The following is a 23,070-nucleotide window of genomic DNA, read 5'->3' on the forward strand; positions in this document are numbered from 1 at the left end:
CGGAGGATCTGAGGCGGTGGAGCCGAGGACCCCGGGGCATCCGACCGGGGCGCTGCCCCTCATGATGCCCGCTGTCCTCGCCGCGCCGGGCGCGGTCTCCTACCCCTGGATCTGCTGCGGGTGCCTCTCCAGCTTAGCACCCTGACCGTCGACGCGCAGACGGAGGACACGCCAGGAGACGGAATCGGCCCCGGGGGCGACGAGCTCCGCGAGGGCCCGCTCCGTCTCCTGCGCCTGGTCCCGGTCCCCGGCGAGGACCAGGACGGTCGGCCCGGCCCCGGAGATCATGGCCGGCAGCCCGCGGGCCCGCAGCGCGGCCATCAGCCGGGCGCTGGGGGGCATGGCCGAGGCCCGGTACGGCTGGTGCAGCCGGTCCTCGGTGGCGGGCAGCAGCAGCTCGGGTCGCCGCGTCAGGGCCTCGACGAGCAGGGCCGTCCGCCCGGCGTTGACCGCGGCGTCGTGGTGCGGGACGGTCGCGGGCAGCAGGGAGCGGGCGAGGCGGGTGGGGACCTCGAAGTCGGGGATCGCCACCACCGGCACGACGTCCTCGTGGACGGTCACGGGGGCGCTGCGGTAGCCGTCCGCGTCGGTCCACGAGATCACGAGCCCCCCGAGGAGGGACGGGGCCACGTTGTCCGGATGGCCCTCCATCGCGGCGGCGACCTGGAGCAGGCGCCGGTCGTCGAGGGCGCGCTCCGCGGGCAGCAGCGCGTTCGCCGCGAGCACGCCGGCCACCACGGCCGAGGCGCTCGAGCCCATCCCGCGGCCGTGCGGGATCCGGTTGGTCGCCTCGAGCCGCAGCCCCGGCAGCTCCTCGACGCCCGCGGCCCGGAAGGCGGCCCGCATGGCGCGGACCACCAGGTGCTCCGCGGACCGGGGCACGGACGCGGAGCCCTCCCCGTGCAGCTCGAACTCCAGGCCGCCGCCGGTCACGGTGACGGCGAGGTCGTCGTAGTGGCCCAGGGCCAGGCCCAGGCTGTCGTAGCCCGGGCCCACGTTGCCGGTGGAGCCGGGGACGCTCACCGCCACCCGCTGGCCGATCTCGAACATCCGGGACTACTCCAGGCCCAGCGCGGCGGCGACGGCGACCACGTCGAAGGGCACGCGCGTGGGCTCGGCCAGCGAGGGGTCCTCCCGCTCGGCGGCCTTGATCGCCCACTGCGGGTCCTTGAGACCGTGGCCGGTCACGGTGATGACCACCGTCTGCCCCGTGGGGGCCTCCCCCGCGGCGTGCTTCTGGAGCAGGCCGGCCACGCCCGCGGCGGAGCCCGGCTCGACGAACACGCCCTCCTTGGCCGAGAGCCACCGGTGGGCGGTCAGGATCTCGTCGTCCGAGACGGAGCCGATGAGCCCGCCGGACTCGTCGCGGGCGGCGATCGCCGAGTCCCAGGAGGCGGGGTTGCCGATCCGGATGGCGGTCGCGATGGTCTCGGGCTCCGTGACGGGGTGGCCGAGGACCAGCGGGGCCGCGCCCTCGGCCTGGAAGCCCCACATCACGGGCAGCTTCGTCGAGACGGCCGGCAGCTCCCCCGCCGTGGCGGAGGCGTAGGGCCGGGCGTACTCCTGGTAGCCCTTCCAGTACGCGGTGATGTTGCCGGCGTTGCCGACCGGCAGGATGTGCAGGTCCGGGGCGTCGCCGAGGGTGTCGACCACCTCGAACGCCCCGGTCTTCTGGCCCTCGATCCGGTACGGGTTCACGGAGTTGACGAGGAACACGGGGTAGGACTCGGAGAGCTTGCGGGCCACCTCGAGGCAGTTGTCGAAGTTGCCGTCCACCTGGATGATGTCCGCGCCGTGCGCCACGGCCTGCGAGAGCTTGCCCATGGCGATCCGCCCCTCCGGCACGAGCACCGCGCACGTGAGCCCGGCCTGCTTGGCGTAGGCCGCCGCGGAGGCGGAGGTGTTGCCGGTCGAGGCGCACACGACGGCCTCGGCGCCCTCCTCCTTGGCCTTCGTGATCGCCATGGTCATGCCCCGGTCCTTGAACGAGCCGGTCGGGTTCATGCCCTCGAACTTCAGCCAGACGGTGTTGCCGGTGAGCTCCGAGAGGGCGCGCGCCCGGATCAGCGGCGTACCGCCCTCCCCCATCGTGATGACCTCGGTGGAGCCGGAGACCGGCAGCCGGTCCCGGTACTCGTTGATGACGCCCTGCCAGACGTGTGCCATGTGCTGGATCTCTTCCTGTGGACTCGGTGGTGCGGGGGGTGCTCGTGCGGGGGGCTCGTGCGGGGTGTTCGCGGGGGGCGTGCGGCGGCACCCCCTCCGGGTGCGGTGCCGCCCGCAGGCGGCACCGCGGGGCGGATCAGTCGGCGTGCTCCACACGGATCACGCCGGCGACCTCCTCGACGAAGGGCAGCTCGCGCAGGGCGTCCACCGTGGCCACGAGGTCCTTGTTCGCGCCCCGGTGGGTCACGAGCCGGATCTCCGAGAGCTGCGGGTCGCCGTGCGGGTGGTCCGTCTGCTGCATCGTGAAGATCGACACGCCGTGGTCGGCGAAGACCTGGGCGATCCGCGCCAGGACGCCGAGCCGGTCCTGGACGGTCAGGGTGATCGAGAAGCTCGTGCGGACGTCGTCCATCGGCGCGGCGGCGAGCTGGGCGTGGGGGTCCGCGCCCTGGGCCGGGCCGCCGAGCACGAGCCGGCGCGCGGCCGAGACGAAGTCGCCCAGCACGGCCGAGGCGGTGGCGGCGCCGCCGGCGCCTGCGCCGTAGAACATGAGGGACCCGGCGTTCGCGGCCTCGACGAACACGGCGTTGTAGGCGCCGTGCACGCCGGCCAGCGGGTGCTCCCGCGGGATCATGGTCGGGGTGACCCGCAGGTTCACCCCGCCCGGGCAGCGCTCGCACACCGCCAGGAGCTTGATGACGTAGCCGGCCTCGCGGGCGGCGGCGACGTCCGCGGCGGTGACCCCGGTGATGCCGCGGCAGTACACGTCGTCGATGGTGAAGGTCGAGTGGAAGGCCAGGGACGCGAGGATCGCGGCCTTCGCCGCGGCGTCGTGGCCCTCCACGTCGGCGGTGGGGTCCGCCTCGGCGTAGCCGAGCTCCTGCGCCTCGGCGAGCGCGTCGTGGAACTGCGCGCCGGTGGTGTCCATCTGGTCGAGGATGTAGTTCGTGGTGCCGTTCATGATGCCCAGCACGCGGTCCACCCGGTCCCCCGCGAGGGAGTCCTGCATGGGGCGCACGATGGGGATCGCCCCGGCCACGGCGGCCTCGTAGGACAGGGGCACGCCGGCGGCGTCGGCCGCGTCCTGGAGCTGGCGGCCGTGCCGGGCGATGAGGGCCTTGTTGCCCGAGATCACCGGCTTGCCGGCGTGCAGGGCCCGCAGGATGCGGCTGCGGGCCGGCTCGATGCCGCCGGTCAGCTCGATGACCACGTCCGCGGCGTCGACGAGGGCCTCGGCGTCGGTCGTGAGCAGCTCCTCGGGCAGCTCGACCGTCCGCCGGGCGGCGAGGTCGCGCACGGCGATGCCGATGAGCTCCACGGGCGCGCCCACGCGGGCGGCGAACTCGGGGCCGTGGTCGAGCAGGGTCCGGGCCACCTCGGCGCCGACGTTGCCGGCACCGAGCAGGGCGACCTTCACGGTCGAGGGCGGGCGGGTGGTCTCAGGGGTCGAGGCGGTCAATCAGGCTCCCAGGTCGCGGGCGAACAGGTCTTCTTCGGTCTCGCCCCGCACGATGAGCCGGGCCTCCGGCCGGTCGCCGGCGGCGCGCACGGCGACGACCGGCGGGCGGGCGATCCAGTTGTAGTTGCTGGACAGGGCCCAGCAGTAGGCGCCGGTGGCGGGCACGGCCAGGACGTCCCCGGGGGCGAGGTCCTCGGGCAGGTAGACGTCCCGGACCACGATGTCCCCGGACTCGCAGTGCTTGCCCACCACCCGGGAGAGCACGGGGGCCCCCTCGGCGCGGCGGTTCGCGAGCACGGCCGTGTAGTCGGCCCCGTAGAGCACAGGCCGGGCGTTGTCGCTCATCCCGCCGTCCACGGAGACGTACCGGCGCTGCGCGCCGGACTCCGCGGTGACGGTCTTCAGGGTGCCCACGGTGTAGAGGGTGCACGCGGCCGGCCCGGAGATCGCGCGGCCGGGCTCGATGGACAGGTGCGGGACCGCCATCCGCAGGGACCGGGCCGTGGTGGCCACCTGGTCCGCGAGGGCCTCGGCGATCTCGCGGGCCGGGCGGGGGGTGTCGGCCTCGGTGTAGGCGATGCCGTAGCCGCCGCCGAGGTCGAGCTCCGGGAGGGTCAGGCCGAAGCGCTCGTCGGCGGCGGCCATGAAGGCGAGCACCCGCTCCGCGGCCATCCCGAAGCCGTCGGCGTCGAAGATCTGGGAGCCGATGTGGCAGTGGATCCCGCGCAGGTCGAGCTCGGGCTCCAGGACGCACGCGGCGACGGCCTGCATCGCGGGGCTGTCCCCCCCGCCCTCGGGCGGGGCGAGGGACAGGCCGAACTTCTGGTCCTCGTGGGCGGTGGCGATGAACTCGTGCGTGGACGCGTGCACGCCGGGGGTGACCCGGATCAGGACGGGGGCGACGACGCCGAGGGTGCGCGCCAGGTGGGCCACGAGCTCGATCTCGGCGAGGGAGTCCACGACGATCCGGCCGAGGCCGTGGTCGAGGGCGCGGGTGATCTCGGCGGCGGACTTGTTGTTCCCGTGCAGGGCGATCCGGGCGGGCTCCATGCCGCCGCGCAGGGCGACGGCCAGCTCCCCGCCCGAGGCGGTGTCCACGTTGAGGCCCTCCTCGCGCAGCCAGCGCACCACCTCGGTGGTCAGGAAGGACTTGCCGGCGTAGTAGACGGAGACCTCGGCCCCGATCCGCGCGAACGCCTCGGTGAAGGCGGCGCGGAACTCGCGGGCGCGCGCCCGGAAGGTGTCCTCGGAGTAGACGTAGGAGGGAGTGCCGTAGCGCTCGGCGAGCTCCGGGACGGGGATCCCCGAGACGGCCAGCACGCCGTCCTCGCCGCGGCGGAACGCCTCGGGCCAGATGACGGGGTCGAGGGCGTCGAGGTCCTCGGGGACGCTGAGCCAGGCCGGTGCCAGGGGGGAGCCCCCGGTGCGGGTGGTCGGGTCGGCGGTCATGCGATCACATCCTCTCCGGCGCGGACACGCCGAGCACGCCCAGGCCGTTGGCCAGGACCTGGCGTGCGGCGTCGTTGAGCCACAGGCGGGTGCGGTGCAGGTCGGTGACCTCGTCGTCGCCCTGCGGCGCCACGCGGCACGCGTCGTACCAGCGGTGGTAGGTCCCGGCGAGCACCTCGAGGTGGCGCGCCACGCGGTGCGGCTCGCGGAACTCGGCGGCCTGGGCGAGCACCGACGGGTACTGGCCGAGGGCGGCCAGCAGCTCCCCCTCCATCGGGTGGTCGAGCAGCGAGGCGTCGAACACGGCCTCCCCCCGCTCGTCCGTGCGGGCGACCCCCGCCGCCTCGGCGTTGCGCCCCACCGCGCACGTGCGGGCGTGGGCGTACTGGACGTAGAACACCGGGTTCTCGTTGGAGCGCCGGGTCAGCAGGCCCAGGTCGATGTCGATGTTGGAGTCCACGGAGAAACGGGTCAGCGAGTACCGGGCGGCGTCGACGCCGACGGCCTCCACGAGGTCCTCCATGGTCACCACGTTGCCGGCGCGCTTGGACATCCGCACGGGCACCCCGTCCTTGACGAGGTTGACCATCTGGCCGATGAGGACCTCGACCCGGTCCGGGGCGTCGCCCAGGGCGGCGGCGGCGGCCTTGAGCCGGGCCACGTAGCCGTGGTGGTCGGCGCCGAGCATGTAGATGCACAGGTCCGCGCCGCGGTCCCGCTTGTCCTTGAAGTAGGCGATGTCCCCGGCGATGTAGGCGGCCTGGCCGTCGGACTTGATGACCACCCGGTCCTTGTCGTCGCCGTAGGCGCTCGAGCGCAGCCACCAGGCGCCGTCCGCGAAGTAGAGGGCGCCGGAGGTCTTGAGCTGCTCGAGGAGCTTCTCCACGGCGCCCTGGTCGAACAGGGACTGCTCGTGGAAGTACACGTCGAAGTCCACGCCGAAGTCGTGCAGCGAGGACTTGATCTCGGCGAACATCAGCTCGACGCCCGCGGCGCGGAACGCCTCCTGGGGGTCCCCGGAGTCGAGGACGCCGGGGTTCTCGGCGACGATGCGCGCGGCGATGTCGGTGATGTACTCCCCGCCGTAGCCGTCCTCGGGGGCGGGCTCGCCCTGGGCGCGGGCCAGCAGGGAGCGGGCGAAGCGGTCGATCTGCGCGCCGGCGTCGTTGAAGTAGTACTCGCGCACCACGTCCGCGCCCTGCGCCTCGAGCACGCGGGCGAGGGAGTCGCCGACCGCGGCCCAGCGGGTGCCGCCCAGGTGGACGGGGCCGGTGGGGTTCGCGGAGACGAACTCCAGGTTGACGGACGTCCCGGCCAGCGACCGAGCCCGGCCGAAGGCCTCGCCCTGCTCCACGACGGTGCGGGCGATCTCCCCGGCGGCGGCGGCGTCCAGGGTGATGTTGAGGAAGCCCGGCCCGGCGACGTCCACGGCGGCCACGCCCGCGGTGCCCTGGAGGCGGTCACGGACCACGGCGGCGACGTCGCGCGGGGCGCGCCCCACCTTCTTGGCCAGCTGCATGGCGACGTTGGTCGCCCAGTCCCCGTGCTCCCGGTTCTTCGGTCGCTCGATCCGCACCTCCGGCAGCGGAGCGCCGTCGGCGAGGGCGAGGTCGCCCCGGGCCACGGCGTCCTGCAGGCATGCGGATACGGCGAGAGAAAGTTGTTCTGGAGTCACCGGACCAGTGTAACCGGGCGCCGTGGAGCGCCCGCGCCGGGTGGTCCACGAGCACCCCGCGAAACCTGCTAGTATCGTCGAGGTTCATCGCTGCGGCGGTGAAAGGCCCGCGTAGCTCAGGGGATAGAGCGTCTGCCTCCGGAGCAGAAGGCCGTAGGTTCGAATCCTACCGCGGGCACCACTCGGGACGAAGGCCCCGGACCACTCGGTCCGGGGCCTTCGTCGTGCCCGGCCCGGGCCGGTCAGCGGCGCTCCGCGGGTCGGCCGGTGCCGGCGCCCCGGTCCCCCGCCTCCTCGGCCCGCCGGTACCGGACAGGCTGCCCGCCGCGGACCCGGGCGACGGCGTAGAGCAGCACGCCCACGGCGAGGACGATCCCACCGCGTGCCCACACCCCGGCCTCCAGCTGGGTCAGCAGCACGAGGCAGGACAGGACGGCGAGCACCGGCAGGGGCGTCCAGGCACGGAAGTGCCGGTGCTCGACCGCCTCCCGGCGCAGCACGAGGACGGCGACGTTCGTGCTGATGAAGACGATGAGCAGCAGCAGCACCACCGTCTCCGCCAGCACGGCCACCCCACCGGTGAGGGTCAGCGCCAGCGCGGCGAGGGTCGTGACGACGATGGCCACCCACGGGGTGCCGCGGCCCGGCAGGACCCGGCCCAGCACGGCGGGGAAGAGTCCCTGCACGGCCATGCCGTAGGTGAGGCGGCTGGCCATGATCATGGTCAGCAGGGCCCCGTTGGCCACCGCGACCAGGGCGAGGAGGCTGAACAGCCAGCCGGGCACCGGGACCCCGGTGGCCGTCACCACGTCCAGCAGCGGGGCGCTCGAGGACTCCAGCCGGTCGGCCGGCAGGGCCACCGACGCCGCCGTGCCGACCAGCACGTACATCGCCCCGGCCACCAGGAGGGACCCGAACAGGGCCCGGGGGTAGACCCGCGACACGTCGCGGACCTCCTCGGCCATGTTGGCCGAGGTCTCGAAGCCCACGAAGGAGTAGTACGCGAGCAGTGCGGCGCCCAGCACGCCCAGCAGCGGGTCGACGTCCTCGCCGAAGCGCACCGCGCGCCCGACGTCGCCGCCCCCGCCGCCGAGCATCACGGCGACGGCCACGACGACCAGGACCAGCCCCGAGACCTCGAGCGCCGTCATGACGACGTTGGCGCGCAGCGACTCCTTGATCCCGCGCGCGTTGAGCAGGGCGATGGCGACGAGGAACACGATGGCCCCGGCAGCCGGGGGCACGTCCACGAAGACCGCGAGATAGTCCCCGCTGAAGGCCAGGGCCAGCGCGGACGCGCTGACCACGCCGGCGGTGAGCATGCAGAAGCCCACGAGGTAGGGCACGATCGGGACGCGGAAGGCGCGGTGGGCGAAGACCGCCGCCCCGCCCGCCCGCGGGTACTTGGTGACGAGCTCGGCATAGGACGCGGCCGTCAGCAGGGCCAGCAGCAGCGCCACGAGCATCGGCGCCCAGGTGACGCCGCCCACCTCCCCCGCGATGATGCCCACGAGGGCGTAGACCCCGGCGCCGAGGACGTCTCCGAGGATGAACAGGAACAGGAGGGGCCCGGTGATGTGCTTCTTGAGGCCCGGACCGTCAGCAGGCTGATTGAGCATGGGACGAGTCTAGGCCGACCGCCCGGCGCAGGAGGCCGGGGCCCCGGTCGTGGGCCCGTCAGTCGCGGGCGCCGGGGTCCCGGCGCCCCGGGCCGCGGAACTCGTCCGGGTCGTAGGGGCGCACGGGCCCGTCGCCGAACTGTTCGTCGAGCAGCCGGTCCTCCTGGCTGGGACCCTCCCCCGCCGAGCGGCGCCAGTTGAACCCGGCGATCGCCAGGGCCCCTCCGCCGAGCAGGGTCACGGCGCCCACCACGACGACCACCACCGCGCGCCCGCTCAGGCCCGTCCCGTCCTCCGCCGAGACGCGCGCCAGGTGGTGGATGGCCTCGGGCACGGTGAACGTGGAGACGAACAGGGCCACCACGCCCACGGCCAGCAGCCACCCTCCGGTGCGTCGGCGGGCGTGGTGCGGGTCGGGGGTCTGGCTCACGGGGCTGCTCTCCTGGCCTTCTGGACGTGCTGCTGGGCTCTGCCGGGCGGACCGCCCGGCGACGCGCGACGGGGCGGGCCGTGCCCGGCCCGCCCCGTCCTCGTCCGCGCCGGTCGTGGACCGGCGGCCGGTGCCGTCCGGTCAGGAACCGTCCTCGGTCTTGACGCTCTCGAACAGCGTAGCGTCGTCGAACGCCTCCTGCCCCGCCCCGGGCTGCAGCCGGCGGAACTGCTCGAGCAGTCCGGGCACCGTCATCGACTGCTTCTGCGCGGCGTCGAGCTCGAAGAGGATCCGGCCCTCGTGCATCATGATGAGCCGGTTGCCCAGGCGCAGGGCCTGGTCCATGTTGTGCGTGACCATCACCGTGGTGAGGTGCTGCTCGGCCACGATGTCCGCGGTGAGCCGGGACACGAGGTCCGCGCGCTGCGGGTCGAGGGCCGCCGTGTGCTCGTCGAGGAGCAGGATGCGCGGCTCGGAGAACGTCGCCATGAGCAGGGACAGCGCCTGCCGCTGGCCGCCGGAGAGCAGCCCCACCTTGGCGCCCAGCCGGTTCTCCAGGCCCAGCTCGAGGCTGGCCAGCTTGTCGCGGAAGAGCTGGCGGCGGGCGCTGGTGAGCCCCGGGGCGAGCCCGCGGGACTTGCCCCGCTGGTACGCGATCGCCATGTTCTGCTCGACCGTCATGGTGGGCGAGGAGCCCTTCATGGGGTCCTGGAACACGCGGGACAGGTACCGGGCGCGCTTGTGCTCGGGCAGCCGGGTGACGTCGGTGTCGTCGACCCGCACCGTGCCGGTGTCCGGGATCAGGCTCCCCGAGATGGCGTTGAGGATCGTCGACTTGCCGGCGCCGTTGGAGCCGATGACGGTGAGGAAGTCGCCCTCCGCCAGGGTCAGCGAGACTCCGGCGAGGGCGCGCCGCTCGTTGACGGTCCCTGCGAAGAACGTCTTGTGGACGTTGTCGATGGTGAGCACGGCTCAGGCACCTGCCTTCGTGGTCGCGGGGGTGTCGGTGAGGTCGTCGACGAGCCGCGCCGCCTCGCTCGCCAGGTGCCGCTCCCTGCGGCGCCGGAAGAACTGCAGCTGGGGCACCACGAGCGCGGCCACCACGAGGACCGCGGAGATCAGCTTCATGTCGGACGGGTTGAGGCCCGCCTGCAGGGCCACGGTGATGACCAGACGGTAGACGACCGAGCCGAGGACGACGGCGAGGGTCGCCATCACCACCGTGCGCGAGCCGAAGAGCCCCTGGCCGAGGATCACGGAGGCGAGGCCGACGACGATGAGGCCGATGCCCATGCCGATGTCGGCGAAGCCCTGGTACTGGGCCACGAGGGACCCGGCGAGGCCCACGAGCCCGTTGGACAGGCACAGGCCCAGCATCTTCTGGTGGTCCGTGTTCACGCCGAAGGAGCGGATCATCTCCGGGTTGTCGCCGGTGGCCTGCATGGCGAGGCCGGCGTCCGTGTAGAGGAACCAGTCGAGGAGGACCTTGACCACGGCCACCCCGAGCAGGAACAGGGCGATGCCGATCCACGTCCCCTGCACGCCCATCTCGGCCAGCGGGGTGAAGACCGTGTCCTCGCGCAGCAGCGACAGGTTCGCGCGCCCGTCCATGACGCGCAGGTTGATGGAGTAGAGCGCGGTCATGGTGAGGATGCCCGCGAGCAGCCCGTTGATGTGGGCCTTGGTGTGGAGCAGGCCCGTGATGAGCCCGGCGAGCGCACCGGTCAGGAAACCGGCGGCGGTGGCGAGCCAGGGGCTGCCGCCGCCGAGGATGATCATCGCCGTGGTGGCGGCGCCCGTGGTGAAGGACTGGTCGACCGTCAGGTCGGGGAAGTCGAGCACCCGGAACGTGAGGTAGACGCCCAGCGCCATGACCGCGTAGAGCAGTCCGAGTTCGATACCGGCTATCACTTCTGCTGGATCCGTTCTGGTTGGTGGGAGACGGGGGCCGTCCGCCGATCGGGCGGGCGCGTCCTCCGTCGGAGGGGTGCCGCGGGGGCGGGGGCCGGGCGGGCCGGCGTCCGGGGTCTCCGGACGCCGGCGCCGTCCCGGCCGCCCGGGACTACTCGATGACCTGGTCGGCGGAGTCCTGGAGCTCCTGGGGGACCTCCACGCCCATCCGCTCGGCGGCCTGCAGGTTGATGATCAGCTGCGTGTCCTCCTGGGACTCGACGGGCATGGAGGCGGGGTCCCCGCCCTCCTTGAGGATGCGCACGGCCATCTCGCCGGTCTGGCGGCCGAGCTGCTCGTAGTCCAGGCCCTGGGTGATGAGGGCGCCGCGCTCCACGGAGTCGCCCTCGCCGGCGATGAGGGGGATCTTCTTGGACTCGGCGGCGGAGATCACGGCCTCGAGGCCGGAGACCACCTTGTTGTCGGTGGGCACGTAGATGGCGTCGGTGTCCAGGGACTCGGCGGCCTGGGCCACCTCGGAGGTGTTGGTCACCGACTTCTCGACGACCTCCAGCCCCTCCTCCGCGGCGGCCTCCTTCGCGAGGTCCACCTGGACCTGGGAGTTGGTCTCGCCCGAGCTGTAGATGATGCCCACGGACTCCGCCGCCGGGTCGAGCTGCTTGATCAGCGCGATCTGCTCGGCGACCGGGTTCATGTCGGTGGTACCGGTGACGTTGCCGCCGGGGCTCTCGAGGGAGTCGACCAGCCCGGCCTCGACCGGGTCGGTGACGGCCGTGAACAGCACCGGGCGGTCGGTGACCGACTGGGCCAGGCCCTGGGCGGACGGCGTCGCGATCGCCAGGACGAGGTCCGCGTCCGAGGACGCCATGTTGGAGGCGATGCTGGTGGAGGTGCCCTGGTCCCCGGAGGCGTTCTGGAGGTCGACGGTGAGGTTCTCCCCCTCCGTGTAGCCGCCCTCCTCGAGCGCGGCGAGGAAGCCCTCCCGGGCGGAGTCGAGCGAGGGGTGCTCCACGAACTGGCTGATCCCGACGGTGGCCTCCTCGGCGGCCTCGCCGCCGCCCCCGCCGCCGGCGGGCTCGGTGTCGGAGCCGCCGCAGGCCGTGAGCAGCAGGGCGGTGGAGGCGAGGGCCGCCGTCATCGGGAACAGTCGCTTCATGGTGGGTCCTTTCGGGAACGAGTGGTGTCAGCGATATTACCTTCCGTTCGGTCACAAAATGAGAGGCAGCTCACAAGTGGTGACATAACGGCTCCGACGGCGTGTCGGCGGTGCCCGATCGTCCACCGGGACCGGGCCCTCCGCGGCCCGCGTCCCCGGTAGGATCGGGAGGTCATGTCAGCATCCCTGAGCAGCCCCCGAACCATCGTCTACCCCGAGAACCTCCCGGTCTCCGCGCGCCGCGAGGACATCATGGGCGCGATCGCCGCGCACCAGGTGGTCGTGATCGCCGGCGAGACCGGGTCCGGCAAGACGACCCAGATCCCCAAGATGTGCCTCGAGCTCGGCCTGGGCGAGCGCGGCCTGATCGGCCACACCCAGCCGCGGCGGATCGCCGCGCGCTCGGTCGCGGAGCGGATCTCCTCGGAGCTCGGCGAGAAGATCGGCGGCACGGTCGGCTACCAGGTGCGCTTCACCTCCGAGGTGGGCGCGGACTCACGGGTCAAGCTGATGACGGACGGCATCCTGCTCGCCGAGATCCAGCACGACCGCCTGCTGCAGAAGTACTCGGCGATCATCATCGACGAGGCCCACGAGCGCTCCCTCAACATCGACTTCCTGCTGGGCTACCTCCGGCGGATCCTGCCCCGGCGCCCCGACCTCAAGGTGATCATCACCTCGGCCACGATCGACCCCGAGCGCTTCGCCCGGCACTTCGCTCCGGAGGAGACCGAGGGCGACGAGCCGGGACGGGCCCCCGTCATCGAGGTCTCGGGCCGCACGTACCCGGTGGAGATCCGCTGGCGCCCGCTGGCCCAGCCGCGCTCCGGGGACGGCGGCCAGGACGCCGAGGACGCCGGCGACGGGCTGGAGGACGAGGACCGGGACCCGATCGACGCCGTGTGCGACGCCGTCGAGGAGCTCTCCGCGGAGCCGCCCGGGGACATCCTGATCTTCTTCGCCGGCGAGCGGGAGATCCGCGACGCCCAGGAGGCGCTGCAGGGCACCCTGAAACGGGTCCGGGGCCTGGCCGACGCCGAGATCCTGCCCCTGTTCGGCCGGCTGTCCATGGCGGAGCAGCACCGGGTGTTCGCGCCGTCGGGCCGCCGCCGGATCGTGCTGGCCACCAACGTGGCCGAGACGTCGCTGACCGTCCCCGGCATCAAGTACGTGATCGACCCGGGCACGGCCCGCATCTCGCGCTACTCGGCGCGGACCAAGGTGCAGCGCCTCCCGATCGAGCGGATCTCCCAGGCCTCGGCGAACCAGCGGGCGGGACGCTGCGGGCGCGTCTCGGACGGCATCTGCATCCGGCTGTACTCGGAGGAGGACTACCTCTCCCGCCCGGAGTTCACCGACCCCGAGATCCTGCGCACGTCCCTGGCGGCCGTGATCCTGCAGATGACCTCGGTGGGGGTCGTCAAGGAGCCCGGGGACATCGAGCGCTTCCCCTTCGTGGAGCCGCCGGAGTCCCGGGCCGTCAAGGACGGCGTGGCCCTGCTCCGGGAGCTGGGCGCCCTCAAGGAGCCGCGGGGCGCGTCCCCGCGGGGCGGGCGGGACGACGACGCCCGCGGCGGGCCCCTCACCCCGGTGGGCCGCCAGCTGGCGCAGCTGCCGGTGGACCCGCGGCTGGGCCGGATGATCGTGGAGGCGGACCGGCGGGGCTGCGCCCGGGAGGTCATGGTCCTCGCGGCGGCGCTGACCGTCCAGGACCCCCGCGAGCGCCCCCTGGAGAAGCGGCAGCAGGCGGACGAGCTGCACAAGCGGTTCTTCGACGAGAACTCCGACTTCACGAGCTGGCTGCTGCTGTGGCGCTACGTGCAGGAGCAGCAGGAGGAGCTCTCCTCGACGCAGTTCCGGAAGCTGTGCCGGCGGGAGCACCTGAACTTCCTGCGCATCCGGGAGTGGCAGGACCTCTACGCCCAGCTGCGCCAGATGGGCCAGCAGGTCGGCATCCGGGTCGGCAAGGGCCGCGAGGTGGACCCCTCCGGGAAGGAGCGGGAGATCCACGTCTCGCTGCTGGCGGGGCTGCTCAGCCACATCGGGCTCAAGGACGAGCGCAAGCGGGAGTACCAGGGCGCCCGCGGCTCGCGGTTCGCCGTCTTCCCGGGCTCCAACCTGTTCAAGAAGTCCCCCGACTGGGTCATGTCCGCCGAGCTCGTGGAGACCTCCCGGCTGTGGGCCCGCGTCAACGCCGCGATCGACCCGCTGTGGGCCGAGGAGCTGGCCCCGCACCTGGTCAAGCGCAGCGTCTCGGAGCCCCACTGGTCCCGCGCGCAGGGATCCGTGATGGCCTACGAGAAGGTCACCCTCTACGGCGTGCCCGTCGTGGCCCAGCGCCGGATCAACTTCTGGCGGGTGGACCCCGCCCTGGCGCGGGAGCTGTTCCTCCGCCACGCCCTCGTGGAGGGCGACTGGCAGACCCGGCACCGGTTCTGGGCGCGCAACCGCAAGCGCCTGGCCGAGGTCGAGGAGCTCGAGAACCGGCTGCGCCGCAAGGACCTGCGGATCGACGACGAGGCCCTGTTCGCGTTCTACGACGCCCGGATCCCCGAGTCCGTGGTCTCGGCACGGCACTTCGACGCGTGGTGGAAGAAGGCCCGCCAGCAGGACGAGCACCTCCTGGACCTGGACCCCGAGGACCTGATCGCCGAGGAGGCCGGCGGCTACGACGAGTCGCTCTACCCGCGCCAGTGGGTCCGGCGCACCCGGGACGGGGAGCTGGTGCTGGACCTCGCCTACGAGTTCGCCCCGGGCTCCGACCAGGCGGACGGCGTGACCGTGCGCGTGCCCGTGCTGTTCCTCAACCAGCTGGACCCCGAGCAGTTCCGGTGGCAGATCCCCGGGTTCCGCACCGAGCTCGTCACCGCGCTCATCAAGTCCCTGCCGAAGGCCGTGCGCCGCAACTTCGTGCCCGCCCCCGACGTCGCCCGCCAGGCGGTGGCGATGCTCGACGCCGACTTCGACCCCGCCGTCGACGCCCTCGAGCCGTCCCTGGAGCTGGTCCTGCGCCGGCTCAAGGGCCACGTGGTCCCGCCGGGCTCCTGGAACTGGGAGGCCGTCCCGGCCCACCTGCGGATGCGCTTCGAGGTGCGGGACCGCCGCAACCGGGTGCTGGGCGAGGGCGAGGACCTCGAGGCGCTCCGGTCGGAGCTGCACGACGAGATCCGTGCCGCCCTGGCCGAGTCCCTGGGCGCGGTGCCCGGCGCGGCCCCCGGCGCCCCGGCCGGCGGCCCCGCCCGGAACGGCCCGCGCGCCCCCGCGCCCCGGCCCCCGGACGCGGCGCCGGCCCCGCCGGCGCTCGAGCGCTCGGGGCTGACGGCGTGGCCCGAGGAGGACCTGCCGCGCAGCGTGGAGACGACGGTGGCGGGCCAGCGGATCACCGGGTGGCCGGCGCTCGTCCCCGAGCGTCCCCGGGCCGCGGGGAGCCGGCCCGCCGGCCGGGAGGCCACGGTGGCCGTGCGCATCCTGTCCTCCGCCGCCGAGCAGCGGGCCGCCCAGCGCCGCGGGGTGATCACGCTGCTGCAGTTGCGCATCCCCTCCCCCGAGCGGTACGTGCTGGAGCACCTCAACAACCGGGAGAAGCTGGTCTTCACGCAGAACCCGCACGGGTCGGTGACCGAGCTCATCGCGGACTGCACGGTCGCGGCCATCGACAAGCTCACGCCGCCCGAGCCCCCCTTCACCCAAGCGGAGTTCGACGCGCTGCACGAGCACGTGCGGGCCGAGCTCATCGACACCGTCTTCCAGGTCACCGCGCTCGTGGAGCAGGTGCTCTCCGGAGCCGCCCGGATCCGCAAGCAGCTCAAGCGGTCGTCCTCGCTCGCCGCGGTGAACTCGCTCAACGACGTCAAGGCCCAGCTCGAGCACCTCGTGCACCCGGGCTTCGTCGCCGCCACCGGCTACGACCAGCTCCAGCACCTGCCCCGCTACGTGCGGGCGATGGAGGTGCGGCTCGAGAAGCTCGCCGGCCACCTGCAGCGGGACACGGTCGGGATGCTCGCCGTGCAGAAGCTCGAGGACGACTACGACGCCGCGCTGGACGCCCTGCCGACGCACGCCCCGGTCCCGGACGAGCTGCGCCGGGTGGCCTGGATGATCGAGGAGCTGCGGGTCTCGCTGTTCGCCCAGGAGCTGGGCACCGCCCACACCGTCTCGGAGAAGCGGATCCGCAAGGCCCTCAAGGACGCCCTCGGGGCCGCCCGGGCCTGACCCGGCGGCCGGTCAGGCCTGCGGCACGGCGGACCCGTGCCCGGCCTCGACGAGGGCGGCCCGGATCCGCTCCGCGGCCTCGTCCATCCAGGCGGGGTCCGGGTCGCGGAGCACGTTGACGAACTGGAACTGCTCGACCGTCTCCGCCGGCCACACGTGCACGTGGGTGTGCGGGACCTCGAAGCCCTGGATCATCTGGCCCACCCGCGCCGGCCGCCAGACGGCGTCGATGGCCCGCCCGATGCGCTGAGAGACCACCATCAGGTGCGCCGCCAGGTCCTCCGGCAGGTCGACCCAGTGGTCGTGCTCCTCGCGCGGGACCACGAGCGTGTGGCCCTGCGCGAGCGGGTCGATCGACAGGAAGCCGACGCAGCGCTCGTCCTGCCAGACGAAACGGCCGGGGATCTCCCCCTCGATGATCTTCGTGAAGACGGTGCTCACAGGTGCTCCCTTTCGGTGGTGGGTCGGGTGCGGTCGGCGGGCCGGGCGGTCCCGCGGCTACAGGGCGACGCGCTCGCCGACGGCGAGGTGGCGGTACTCGGCCCCGTACTTGGCGGCGAACGAGGTGAGCTGGCCCTCGATCACGCCGAGGCCGTTGTCGGAGAGCAGGCCGTCGTGGATCTGGAAGACCCGCTCGGGGCGCACGGACACCACGAAGTCGACGACCTCCGCCAGCTTGTTCCACGGCGCGTGGATCGGCGCCAGCAGCACGGGGGCGGAGAGCCCGTGCGGGACCACCAGCGAGTCGCCGGGGTGGTAGACCGTGTCCTCGACCAGGTAGCCGATGTTGTCCACGGTGCGGATGAGCGTGTGGATCAGCGCGTGCTGGCCGCCGAACGTCCGCACGGTGAAGCCCTCGAGCTCCAGCACGGTCTCGGGCTCGGCGTCGTGGATCGCGTGGCCCTCCCCCAGGGCCTCCCGGAGCCCCGCGGCCACCGGGGCCGGGGCGTACACCTGCACCTCCGGGTGCGCCCGGAGGTGCGCGTGCACCGGCTCGGGGTCGAGGTGGTCCGGGTGCTCGTGCGTGACGAGCAGGACGTCGGCCCCGTCGAGGGCCTCCGCCAGCTCCTCCCGTCCGGAGAACTTGCCCGGGTCGATCACCAGGACCCTGCCCGCGTTCTCGAGCCGCACGCACGAGTGGGTGTACTTGATGAGCTCCATGGGCCCACCCTAACCCCGGGTCCCACCGGCCGGCGGGGCACGTTCCGCGCGGTCCTTGTTAAGCTGGTGCCCGGCCCGGGCACCAGCGACGAGAGGACGAGGCGTGAGCGTGAGAACCAGCGGGGGGAGCGCCGGGGAGGTCCGCAACACCCGGCAGCGCCGCGCCGTCGCGCGGGCGCTCGCGTCCTTGGAGGACTTCATCTCCACGCAGGACCTGCACGCCCTGCTGCGGGAGCGCGGCGACTCCGTCTCCCTGGCCACGACCTACCGGATCCTGCAGTCGATGTCCGAGCTCGGCGAGCTGGACGTCCTGCGCAGCGACGACGGCGAGGCGATCTACCGCCGCTGCGCCGCCGAGCACCACCACCATCACCTGGTGTGCCGCCGCTGCGGCGCCGCCGTGGAGCTCGAGGCCCCCGCGGTCGAGGAGTGGGCCGGGCGCACCGCCGCCGCCCACGGCTTCACCGAGGTGGACCACACGGTCGAGATCACCGGCCTGTGCGCCGCCTGCGCGGCGCGGCGGGCCAATGGCTGAGCCGGGCCCGTCCCGCGGCGTCTTCGTCCTGGCGGTCAACCCGTGCGCCGGCCGCGGCCGGGCCCTCGAGGACGCCCACCGGGCCGCGGAGCTCCTGCGGACCGGCGGTGACGAGGCCGTGGTGCTCTCCGCCGCGGACCTCGGCACCCTGGTGGGGCTGGTGCGCGACCGGCTGCGGGCGCACGCCCTCACCACCCGGGCGCTCGTGGTCGTGGGCGGGGACGGGATGGTGCAGGCCGGCCTCGGTGTGCTCGTGGAGCTCGCCGCGCAGGGCGTCGACGTCCCGCTGGGCGTGGTGCCGTGCGGGACCGGCAACGACCTGGCCCGCCACCTGCGCGTGCCGCTCCGGGACCCGGTGGCCGCGGCCGGGCGGATCCTGCGCCGGCTCGACGACCCCCGGGACCGCCGCCTCGACGTGGGCCGGGTGCGCTTCGCGGACGGCCGCACGTCCTGCTTCGCGACCGCCCTGTGCGCGGGCTTCGACGCCGTGGTCAACGAGCGGGCCAACCGGTGGCTGCGCCCGGCCGGCTCCTCCCGCTACCTGCTGGCCGTCCTGGTGGAGATCGCGCGGCTGCGCACCGTCCACTACCGGCTCGAGATCGAGGACGCCGGCGGCCGGCGCCGCACGGAGCGCCGGGACGGGGTCCTGCTGAACGTCGCCAACACGTCGTCGATCGGGGGCGGCCTGCGGATCGTGCCCGACGCCCGGGCGGACGACGGGCTGCTGGAGCTGTTCACCGTGGCGCCCCTGGGCCGGGCCCGGTTCCTGCTCCTGTTCCCCCGGCTGTTCTCGGGCCGCCACGTGGCGCTGGAGAGCGTGCGGATCGAACGGGTCCGCGCCGTGGCCGTGGACGCCCCGGACGTCACCGTCTACGCGGACGGGGAGCGCCTCGGCCCGCTGCCCGTGCGCGTGGACGTGCTCCCCGCGGCGGTCCGCGTCCTGGCCTGAGCCGGGGCCCGGTCGCGGCGCCGGGCGCCCGGCGCCGCCCGCCGCGGGAGTCCCCGCGGCGGGCGCCGGCCGTTCAGCGCGGCGGCTCCGAGGTGTCCACCCGGTCCCCGCGGCGCTGCCGCCGGTCCTGGGTGGTGTCCCGGATCTCGCCCACCAGCTCCTCGATGACGTCCTCGAGGAACAGCACGCCCAGGGTCTGCCCGCCGGCGTCGACCACGCGCGCCAGGTGCGAGCCCGTGCGCTGCATCGCCGCCAGCGCGTCGTCGATCTCGATGCCGGGACGCAGGTTCGCCAGCGAGCGCACCCGGGTCACCGGCACCGGCTCGTTGTAGCGGCTCTCCGGGATCGAGAGCACGTCCTTGATGTGCAGGTAGCCGTTGAGCTCGCCGTCGTCCTCCGTGAGGGCGAAGCGGGAGAAGCCCGTGCGGGCCACCGCCTTCTCGACGTCCGCCGCGGAGGCGTCCTCGGGCAGCGTGACGAGCTGGTGCAGCGGCACCATCACGTCGGCGGTGCGCTTGGACGAGAACTCGAGCGCGCCGGAGAGCAGGCCCGTCTGGTCCGCCACCGTGCCCTCCTTCGTGGACTCCGCCACGATGGACTGGAGCTCGTCCAGGGTGAAGGTCGAGGACACCTCGTCCTTCGGCTCGATGCCCATGAGCTTCAGGACGTGGTTCGCCGTCCAGTTCAGCGTGGCGATCACCGGCTTGACCATGCGGGAGACGAGCACGAGCGGGGGCGCCAGCAGCAGCACGGCGCGGTCCGCGGCGGACACCGACATGTTCTTCGGCACCATCTCGCCGAACACCACGTGCAGGAAGGTGACCACGAGCAGGGCCGTGAGGAACCCGCTGACGTCGGCGACCTCGGCCGGCACGCCCAGGTGGACCAGCGGGCCGGAGACGATGTGGTGCAGCGCCGGCTCGGAGATGTTGAGGATCAGCAGCGAGCACACGGTGATGCCCAGCTGGCAGCAGGCCAGCATGAGGGACACGTGCTCCATCGCGTACAGCGCGGTCCGGGCCCGCTTGTTGCCCTCCTCGGCCAGCGGCTCGATCTGGCTGCGCCGCGCGGACATGACGGCGAACTCGCCGCCCACGAAGAAGGCGTTGCCCGCCAGGAGCACCACGAGCCACGCGAGGCCTGCCCAGTCGCTCATCGTGCGTCCTCCTCTCGGGCGCCGCTCTCGCGGGCCCCTGCGGGGGCGTCCTCGGGCTCGGCCGGTGCGGGGACGAACCGGATGCGGTCCACGCGGCGCCCCTCCATCCGGGCGACCTCGAGCACGCCGCCCTGGACGGGGACCACGTCCCCGGGCTTCGGGACCTGCCCGAGCCGGTCCATCATGAACCCGCCCATGGTCTCGTAGGCGGGACCGTCCTCGATGTCGAGCTCGGTGATCTGCTCGGAGACCTCGTCGGGGCGCATCAGCCCGGGGAAGTACCACTCGCCCGCCGCGGACTGCAGGGCGCCGAGGCTGAGCCGGTCGTGCTCGTCGGAGACCTCCCCGACCACCTCCTCCACGAGGTCCTCGAGGGTCACGACGCCGGCGGTGCCGCCCCACTCGTCGACGACGACGGCCATCTGGAGCCCGCCGGAGCGCAGCTGCACGAGCAGGGAGTCGAGGTGGACGGTCTCGGGCACGCGCAGGACGTCCTCCATGATCGCCCCGCACTCGAGGGCGGCGCGGCGCTCCGACGGCACGGCCACGGCCTTCTTGACGTGGACCACCCCGCGGACGTCGTCCGGGGAGTCGTCCATCACGGGGAACCGGGAGTGCCCGGTGCGGGAGGCGACGGCCACGACGTCCGCGACGGACTCGTGGGAGTCGAGCATCTGCACGCGGATCCGGGGCGTCATGACGTCCGCGGCCGTGCGCTCGGCGAAGGTGAGGGTCTTCGCGACGAACGCGGCGGTGCCGGCGTCCAGGGTGCCCATCTTCGCGGAGCGGCGGACCATCGAGGACAGCTCCTCCGGCGAGCGCGCGCCCGAGAGCTCCTCCTTGGCCTCCATCCCGAACAGGTGCAGGACCCGGTTGGCCACGCCGTTGAGGGTGACGACGAACGGCTTGAACACCGCGGTGAACACGAGCTGGGGACGGGCGACCAGCCGCCCCACCCGGAACGCCTCCGCGATGGCCCAGTTCTTGGGCACGAGCTCGCCCAGCAGCATGGACAGCAGCGTGGAGATGAGCATCGACAGTGCCAGGGTCGCTCCCCCGGCGGCCGCCACGGACAGACCGGTGAGCTCGGCGATCGGTTCCCGCAGGAAGGACTGGAGCGCCAGGTCCAGGGTGTAGCCGGTGAGAAGTGTGGTCAGCGTGATCCCCAGCTGGCAGCTGGAGAGCTGCGTGGACAGGGACTTGAGGCACTTCAGCAGCGGTTCCGCCGCGCGGTCGCCCTCTGCGATCGCCCGGCGCACCGTGGTCTGGTCGAGGGCCACGAGGGAGAACTCCACGGCCACGAAGAAGCCCGTGCCGAGGATGAGGAGCAGACCCGCCGCCAGGAGCAGCCATTCCATCAGGAGCGGCCTCCCGCGGCGGCCCGCCGGGCGGGGACGGGGCGGTCGGCGGCCGGGCGGCCGGGGGCGGAGCGGGGGACGGTGGGCGAGCCGGCTCGGGGGCCGCGGCGGGGGGCGCCGCGGCCGGGCCGGCAACTACTGAACGAGTCCATGAGAGCTCCAGGGTACCGGAGCGGGAGCCCTCCGGCGCCGGTTCAGGACCAGCTGACGGGGCGCGCCCTGCCCTCCTCGTAGCCGGACGCGGACTGGATGCCGACCACGGCCCGGGCCGCGAACTGCTCGAGGGTCGTGGCGCCCGCGTAGGTCATGGAGCTGCGCACGCCCGCGGTGATCTGGTCCACGAGGTCCTCCACGCCGGGGCGCTCGGGGTCGAGGTACATCTTGGAGCTGGAGATGCCCTCCTCGAAGAGCCCCTTGCGGGCGCGGGCGAAGGCGCCCTCGCCGCGGGTGCGCTCGCGCACGGCGCGGGTCGAGGCCATGCCGAAGCTCTCCTTGTACATGCGGCCGTCGGCGTCCACGTTCAGCTCGCCCGGGCCCTCGTGGGTGCCGGCGAACCAGGAGCCCACCATGACCTGGCTGGCCCCCGCCGCCAGGGCGAGGGCGACGTCCCGGGGGTGCTTCACGCCGCCGTCCGCCCAGACGTGCCGGCCCAGCCCGGCGGCGGCCTCGGCGCACTCGAGCACGGCGGAGAACTGGGGCCGGCCCACGGCGGTCATCATCCGGGTGGTGCACATCGCACCGGGGCCCACGCCGACCTTCACGATGTCCGCGCCGGCGTCGACGAGGTCCTGGACGCCGTCGGCGGTGACCACGTTGCCCGCCACGACGGGCACGTCGGGGGCCGCCGCGCGGACCAGCTCGAGGGCCTCCACCATCTTGCGCTGGTGGCCGTGGGCGGTGTCCACCACGAGCACGTCCACGCCGGCGTCGAGCAGCGCCCGGGCCTTGCCCCGGACGTCCCCGTTGATGCCCACGGCGGCGCCCACCCGGAGCCGGCCCGCGCCGTCCAGGGCGGGGGTGTAGATCGTGGAGCGGACCGTGCCCTTGCGGGTCAGCACGCCCACCACCGTGTCGCCGTCGAGCACCGGCGCCACGTGGGCGCGGGTCTGCGCGAGCCGGTCGTAGGCGGCGGCGAGGACGTCGTCGCCGGACCCGGCCCGGACCTCCGCCAGGGTGAACACCGGGGCGTCGGTGCGCATGATCGAGCCGAGCTGGGTGAAGCGGTCCACCTCGGCGCAGTCGGCCGCGAGCACCACCCCGCGGTAGGCCCGCCCCGGACCGCACACCACCACGGCGCCGTGGGGCCGCTTGTGCATGATGCCCAGGGCGTCGTGGACGGTGTCCTCGTCCCCGAGGACCACGGGGGTCTCGAAGCGCGGCGAGCGCTCCTTGACCCAGGACGTGACGTCCGCGATGACGTCCAGCGGGATGTCCTGCGGCAGGATGCCCAGACCGCCGCGGCGGGCCAGCGTCTCGACCATCCGGCGCCCGGTCACGGCGGTCATGTTCGCGGCCACCAGCGGCACGGTGGCGCCCGTGCCGTCGCGCGGGGTGAGGTCGACGTCGAACCGGGAGGTGACCCGGGAGCTCGAGGGGACGAGGAAGACGTCGCTGTAGGTCAGGTCGGACGTGGGGGTGTTGAGAAATCGCACGCGCGCCAGTCTAGCCGGGGCCCGCGACACGCGCGCCGGGGCGGGGCCGCGGACTAGCCATGCCGCCGCGCGGATCACTAGACTCGCCGGAGGTACGGCCGCGCCCGGTCGACGACCGTCCGGCAGGTTCCGGAGGCGGACGCCGCCGGCTGTCACGGGAGACGGCCGGCGAGGAACACCGG

Annotated in this window: 18 protein-coding genes and 1 tRNA gene; 4 read left to right on the forward strand and 15 right to left on the reverse strand. The window is 73.5% G+C overall.

The genetic code is table 11. The annotated features are described in order from the left end of the window. Positions 1–99: 99 nt before the first annotated feature. The 5 genes from thrB to argS all read right to left on the reverse strand — a co-directional run bounded on the left by thrB (position 100) and on the right by argS (position 6,749). On the reverse strand, positions 100–1,050 hold the full coding sequence (gene thrB / locus ACZ2G1_RS05265) for a homoserine kinase (RefSeq protein ID WP_017834412.1): 951 nt from the start codon (positions 1,048–1,050) through the stop codon (positions 100–102). Positions 1,051–1,056: 6 nt separating this feature from the next. Then, entirely contained in the window at positions 1,057–2,166 is a 1,110-nt protein-coding gene (thrC, locus tag ACZ2G1_RS05270; RefSeq protein WP_017834411.1) for a threonine synthase, read from the reverse strand. Positions 2,167–2,302: 136 nt separating this feature from the next. Beyond that, positions 2,303–3,625, reverse strand: a complete 1,323-nt coding sequence (locus ACZ2G1_RS05275; RefSeq protein WP_017834410.1) for a homoserine dehydrogenase — start codon at positions 3,623–3,625, stop codon at positions 2,303–2,305. Continuing rightward, positions 3,626–5,074, reverse strand: a complete 1,449-nt coding sequence (gene lysA / locus ACZ2G1_RS05280) for a diaminopimelate decarboxylase (RefSeq protein ID WP_017834409.1) — start codon at positions 5,072–5,074, stop codon at positions 3,626–3,628. A gap of 4 nt (positions 5,075–5,078) precedes the next feature. Continuing rightward, on the reverse strand, positions 5,079–6,749 hold the full coding sequence (gene argS / locus ACZ2G1_RS05285; RefSeq protein ID WP_272026222.1) for an arginine--tRNA ligase: 1,671 nt from the start codon (positions 6,747–6,749) through the stop codon (positions 5,079–5,081). A gap of 105 nt (positions 6,750–6,854) precedes the next feature. On the opposite strand from argS, the gene ACZ2G1_RS05290 reads away from it, so the two are divergent. After that, positions 6,855–6,930: transfer RNA gene (locus tag ACZ2G1_RS05290), tRNA-Arg, on the forward strand. A 61-nt stretch (positions 6,931–6,991) separates the two neighbouring features. Here the strand turns inward: ACZ2G1_RS05290 and ACZ2G1_RS05295 are convergent. The 5 genes from ACZ2G1_RS05295 to ACZ2G1_RS05315 all read right to left on the reverse strand — a co-directional run bounded on the left by ACZ2G1_RS05295 (position 6,992) and on the right by ACZ2G1_RS05315 (position 11,865). Continuing rightward, positions 6,992–8,368 carry an APC family permease gene (locus ACZ2G1_RS05295; protein ID WP_017834407.1) on the reverse strand — a complete coding sequence of 459 codons (1,377 nt, stop codon included), beginning with the start codon at positions 8,366–8,368 and terminating at the stop codon, positions 6,992–6,994. A gap of 58 nt (positions 8,369–8,426) precedes the next feature. Continuing rightward, entirely contained in the window at positions 8,427–8,798 is a 372-nt protein-coding gene (locus ACZ2G1_RS05300; protein WP_017834406.1) for a hypothetical protein, read from the reverse strand. A gap of 141 nt (positions 8,799–8,939) precedes the next feature. Next, positions 8,940–9,767, reverse strand: coding sequence for an ABC transporter ATP-binding protein (locus tag ACZ2G1_RS05305; protein WP_017834405.1), 828 nt, complete (start codon positions 9,765–9,767; stop codon positions 8,940–8,942). A 3-nt stretch (positions 9,768–9,770) separates the two neighbouring features. Further along, on the reverse strand, positions 9,771–10,709 hold the full coding sequence (locus ACZ2G1_RS05310) for an ABC transporter permease (protein WP_031283500.1): 939 nt from the start codon (positions 10,707–10,709) through the stop codon (positions 9,771–9,773). Between the two features lie 151 nt (positions 10,710–10,860). Then, positions 10,861–11,865, reverse strand: coding sequence for an ABC transporter substrate-binding protein (locus ACZ2G1_RS05315; protein ID WP_017834403.1), 1,005 nt, complete (start codon positions 11,863–11,865; stop codon positions 10,861–10,863). Positions 11,866–12,039: 174 nt separating this feature from the next. Between ACZ2G1_RS05315 and hrpA the strand changes: the two genes are divergently transcribed. Further along, positions 12,040–16,077, forward strand: coding sequence for an ATP-dependent RNA helicase HrpA (gene hrpA, locus ACZ2G1_RS05320; protein WP_470377560.1), 4,038 nt, complete (start codon positions 12,040–12,042; stop codon positions 16,075–16,077). A gap of 12 nt (positions 16,078–16,089) precedes the next feature. On the opposite strand, the gene ACZ2G1_RS05325 is transcribed toward hrpA, so the two are convergent. Then, positions 16,090–16,518, reverse strand: coding sequence for an HIT family protein (locus tag ACZ2G1_RS05325; protein ID WP_017834401.1), 429 nt, complete (start codon positions 16,516–16,518; stop codon positions 16,090–16,092). Between the two features lie 57 nt (positions 16,519–16,575). After that, a complete protein-coding gene (locus ACZ2G1_RS05330; protein ID WP_176337605.1) occupies positions 16,576–17,238 on the reverse strand; it encodes an MBL fold metallo-hydrolase in 663 nt (220 codons plus the stop codon). Between the two features lie 103 nt (positions 17,239–17,341). On the opposite strand from ACZ2G1_RS05330, the gene ACZ2G1_RS05335 reads away from it, so the two are divergent. Further along, positions 17,342–17,773: a Fur family transcriptional regulator gene (locus tag ACZ2G1_RS05335; RefSeq protein WP_470377561.1), complete on the forward strand. Its 432-nt coding sequence runs from the start codon at positions 17,342–17,344 to the stop codon at positions 17,771–17,773. Next, complete coding sequence (locus ACZ2G1_RS05340) at positions 17,766–18,722, forward strand: diacylglycerol kinase family protein (RefSeq protein ID WP_126346251.1); 957 nt, start codon at positions 17,766–17,768, stop codon at positions 18,720–18,722. The genes ACZ2G1_RS05335 and ACZ2G1_RS05340 overlap by 8 nt, the downstream gene beginning before the upstream one ends. A gap of 73 nt (positions 18,723–18,795) precedes the next feature. Here the strand turns inward: ACZ2G1_RS05340 and ACZ2G1_RS05345 are convergent, their stop codons facing one another. The 3 genes from ACZ2G1_RS05345 to guaB1 all read right to left on the reverse strand — a co-directional run bounded on the left by ACZ2G1_RS05345 (position 18,796) and on the right by guaB1 (position 22,888). After that, positions 18,796–19,878 (reverse strand): hemolysin family protein, encoded by a 1,083-nt coding sequence (locus ACZ2G1_RS05345; RefSeq protein ID WP_035927290.1) that lies wholly within the window; start codon positions 19,876–19,878, stop codon positions 18,796–18,798. Next, positions 19,875–21,236, reverse strand: a complete 1,362-nt coding sequence (locus tag ACZ2G1_RS05350) for a hemolysin family protein (protein ID WP_017833671.1) — start codon at positions 21,234–21,236, stop codon at positions 19,875–19,877. The genes ACZ2G1_RS05345 and ACZ2G1_RS05350 overlap by 4 nt, the downstream gene beginning before the upstream one ends. A gap of 194 nt (positions 21,237–21,430) precedes the next feature. Then, positions 21,431–22,888: a GMP reductase gene (gene guaB1 / locus ACZ2G1_RS05355; RefSeq protein WP_017833670.1), complete on the reverse strand. Its 1,458-nt coding sequence runs from the start codon at positions 22,886–22,888 to the stop codon at positions 21,431–21,433. Between the last annotated feature and the right edge of the window lie 182 nt (positions 22,889–23,070).

This window comes from Kocuria sp. KKT182 (assembly GCF_055635395.1).